This window comes from Archangium sp. (genome assembly GCF_036388035.1).
Taxonomy (GTDB): Bacteria; Myxococcota; Myxococcia; order Myxococcales; family Myxococcaceae; genus Archangium.
Genome location: NZ_DASVSO010000347.1, coordinates 1 through 1776, shown reverse-complemented (window position 1 = coordinate 1776; position 1776 = coordinate 1). Strand labels below are relative to the sequence as shown.

Below are 1776 nucleotides of genomic sequence, written 5' to 3'. Positions count from 1 at the left end.
CGTCAGCGGCTGAGGCCCAGTCGCTCGAGATCTTCCGGGGTGTCGACATCGAGGAGCCCCTCGGCGAAGGGCACGAGACCCAGGCGGGCCCGGTGGTGCATCAGGACCGGTTTGGCTCCCTGGGGCCCGCCGCGCGTGAGGAGCTCGGGAAGAAGCTCCGCCGCGAACGCCGCGGGCACTCCGAAACCGCCGTCTCCCCCGTAGGTGCTCGCGGCGGCGGGGTGGCCTCGCGCGACGCACTCCACGAGCGCGCGAAGGTGCTCCGGCGTGACGAAGGGTTGATCACACAGCATGAGCACGGCCGGCTCTTGCCGGGGGCGGGCGGCGTCGGCGAGCAGGGCCTCGATGCCGGTGCGCAACGAGCTGCCCGGTCCCTCGGCCCATCCGGCGTTGAAGGCGACGCGGACGCGCGCCTCGCCGAGCGCCTCCGCCACGGCTTCGCCACACGCTCCCGTGACGACGATGACGCTCCGGGCCCCACTCTCGTGCGCCAGGCGCGCGGCGCGGCACACCAGGGGCTCCCCTTCGAGCCGCACGAGCTGCTTCGGCGACCCGAGGCGTGACGAGCCGCCAGCGGCGAGCACGACGACGGAGAAGGTCGGCAAGCCCGGGGGGCTCATGCTTTCTTCCCGCCCCCCACGTCGCTGGCCTCGCTCGGCCCGGTCAGGTGGATGGGCCCGTCATGCTGCCGGAGGTGGACTCCCTCGCTCCGCGACAGCACGGCCTGGATCTCCGCGAGGATCGACAGGGCGATCGCGGCCGGCGTGTCACCGCCGAGCTTGAGTCCCACCGGGCTGTAGAGGCGCGCGCGCTGCTCGGGGGTCGGGACGAGCTCGTCCGCCATCTCGCCCAGGAGTTGCTCGCCCCGGCGCTTGGGGCCGAGCAGCCCGACGTAGGGCACGTCGAGCTTCAGGAGCACGGGGATCAGGCGGAGATCGGCGAAGTAGTTGTGGGTCATCACCACCACGGCCGAGTGGCTCCCGGTGGGCACGTGCGCGGCGGCATTGTCCGCATGGGCGTGCAGCACGCGCTCGGCGCCCGGAAAACGTGCCGGATCGCAGTACGCCGGCCGGTGGTCGATCACCGTCACGCGCCAGTCGAGCTGACGCGCCATCGCGACGAGCGGCACCGCGTCCGGGCCCGCGCCGAAGACGGTGAGGTGGAAGGCGGGCGGCACGAGGTCCACGAAGCACTCGACGTTGCCTTCCGGCAGGGGCACCGTCCGGACCAGGGGGACTCCCGTCCCGAGCGCTTCCTGGGCGAACCCGCGCGCGGCCTCGCGCAGGGCCCTGGCGGTGGGAGAGCCGGGTTCGCCCTCCACCTCCAGGAGGCTTCCGAGCTGCCCTTCGAGCGTGGGAGCGGCGTCGAAGGTGGTGACGATCGCCTTCGGCGCCGAACCGACGTTCATTCCGCACAGCAGCCGCCGGGTCTCCTCGTTCAGGCGCCAGGGCTCGAGCCGCTCGAGCAGGATGTCCAGAGCGCCTCGGCAGCCGAGGCCGAAGCCCACCATGCCGTCATGCTCGCCCGTCATGTCGAAGCGGAGGCGACGCGCGAGGCCCGTGGTGAGCACTTCGCGCGCGGCCTTCGCGATCTGCGGCTCGAGACACCCGCCGCTGATCAGCCCGACGGGCACGCCCTCTGGCGTGATGAGGAGCCGCGCCCCGGCCCGGCGATAGGTCGAGCCACTCGTGCGGACCAGCGTCCCCAGCACGAGCGGCTTCCGGGCCGTCACGGCCTCGTCCATCACGGCGAGGAGTTCACTCACACTCACGCTTT

Annotated in this window: 2 protein-coding genes; both read right to left on the bottom strand. The window is 72.6% G+C overall.

All coding sequences use genetic code 11. The annotated features are described in order from the left end of the window. Positions 1-2: 2 nt before the first annotated feature. The gene (locus tag VF697_RS14275) at positions 3-620 is read right to left on the bottom strand and encodes a nucleotidyltransferase family protein (protein WP_331095246.1); all 618 of its coding nucleotides are present in this window, start codon (positions 618-620) and stop codon (positions 3-5) included. Continuing rightward, positions 617-1776, bottom strand: a 1160-nt coding sequence (locus tag VF697_RS14270) for an XdhC family protein (RefSeq protein ID WP_331095244.1), incomplete at its 5' end; no start/stop codon positions are given. The genes VF697_RS14270 and VF697_RS14275, both read right to left, overlap by 4 nt.